Origin of the sequence: Actinomadura sp. NBRC 104412 (assembly GCF_030269515.1) — a bacterium.
Classification (GTDB): Bacteria; Actinomycetota; Actinomycetes; order Streptosporangiales; family Streptosporangiaceae; genus Spirillospora.
The window spans coordinates 1-1,739 of record NZ_BSTM01000079.1; the positions used below are offsets into that span (position 1 = coordinate 1).

Below are 1,739 nucleotides of genomic sequence, written 5' to 3' on the forward strand. Positions count from 1 at the left end.
TGGCTCAATGCGATCTGTGGTTCCCGCCGGTGGACGTGCCGCTGGGGTTCGGCCAGACAGGGCGTCCTCCTGTGCTGGTCATGGTCAGCGGTTATTCCCGGATGATCGGTGCGGTGATGCTGCCGTCCCGGCGGGCGGAGGACCTGCTGGCCGGGCACTGGGTGCTGCTGAGGGCGTGGGGCCGGGTGCCTCGGGCGTTGGTGTGGGACAACGAGTCGGCGATCGGGCAGTGGCGAGGCGGCAGGCCACAGCTGAGTGAGGCGATGAACGCCTTCCGGGGAACGCTGGGGATCAAGGTCATCCAGTGCCGGCCCGGTGACCCGGAAGCCAAGGGCCTGGTCGAGCGCGCCAACGGCTATCTGGAGACCTCGTTCTTGCCAGGCCGGTCGTTCGGCTCGCCGATGGACTTCACCGCCCAGGTGGGCCAGTGGCTGACGCGCGCGAACCAGCGTCACCATCGCCGGCTGGGCTGCCGGCCGATCGACCGGTGGGAGGCCGATCGGGCCGCGATGCTGGCGTTGCCGCCGGTCGATCCGGTAACCGGATGGCGGCTGAGCACCCGGCTGCCCCGGGACCACTACGTGCGGCTGGACTCCAACGACTACTCGGTGCACCCGGCCGTCATCGGCCGCCGGGTCGATGTGACCGCCGACCTGCATCAGGTGCGGGTCACCTGCGACGGAGCCCAGGTGGCCTGCCATGCCCGCTGTTGGGCCGATCACCAGACCATCACCGACCCGGCCCACAAGGCCGCCGCGGTGCGGTTGCGTCAGGCCCGCCTGGCGGCGGTGCGACCGGTCGAGACCGTGGTGCAACAGCGGCCCTTGTCCGACTATGACCGGCTGCTCGGGATCAGCGGTGAGGAGATCGCCGGATGAGCGCCAAGACCACCTCCCAGACCGCCCGCAACGTCAGTGCCGAACTGGCCTACCTCACCCGCGCACTGAAGGCTCCCTCACTGGCCGCCGCCGTCGAACGCCTCGCCGAACGGGCCCGGGCCGAGGACTGGTCGTATGAGGAGTTCCTGGCCGCCTGCCTGCAACGCGAGGTCGCCGCCCGCGAAGCCCACGGCGGTGAAGGACGCATCCGCACCGCACGGTTCCCCGCCCGCAAATCGATCGAAGAATTCGACTTCGACCACCAACGCTCTCTCAAACGCGACACGATCACCCACCTGGGCACCTTGGACTTCATCACCACCCGCGAGAACGTGGTGTTCCTCGGCCCGCCCGGCACCGGCAAGACCCACCTGTCCATCGGGTTGGGCATCCGCGCCTGCCAGGCCGGCCACCGGGTCGCGTTCGCCACCGCCGCCGAATGGGTCGCCCGTCTCGCCGACGCCCACCACGCCGGCCGCCTGCAAGACGAACTCATCAAACTCGGCCGGATCCCGCTGCTCATCGTCGATGAGGTCGGCTACATACCCTTCGAAGCCGAAGCCGCCAACCTGTTCTTCCAGCTGGTCTCCTCCCGCTACGAACGCGCCAGCCTGATCGTGACCAGTAACAAGCCCTTCGGCCGCTGGGGCGAGGTGTTCGGTGACGACGTCGTAGCCGCCGCCATGATCGACCGCCTCGTCCACCACGCCGAAGTCATCTCCCTCAAGGGAGACAGCTACCGGCTCAAAGACCGCGACCTCGGCCGCGTCCCCGCGGCCAAGACCGACAACTAAAGATCAACAATCGGGTGGGTCACGGTTCACCCGGAACAACCGGGTCACGATTGGGCCGGGATTGACA

General features: G+C 68.5%; 2 protein-coding genes. Both read left to right on the forward strand.

The features are described 5' to 3' along the window. Positions 1 to 878: Mu transposase domain-containing protein (locus tag QSK21_RS35765; RefSeq protein ID WP_285702198.1), on the forward strand; the 878-nt coding region annotated here is incomplete at its 5' end. Beyond that, complete coding sequence (gene istB / locus QSK21_RS35770) at positions 875 to 1,672, forward strand: IS21-like element helper ATPase IstB (protein WP_285702199.1); 798 nt, start codon at positions 875 to 877, stop codon at positions 1,670 to 1,672. The genes QSK21_RS35765 and istB, both read left to right, overlap by 4 nt. Positions 1,673 to 1,739: the final 67 nt, after the last annotated feature.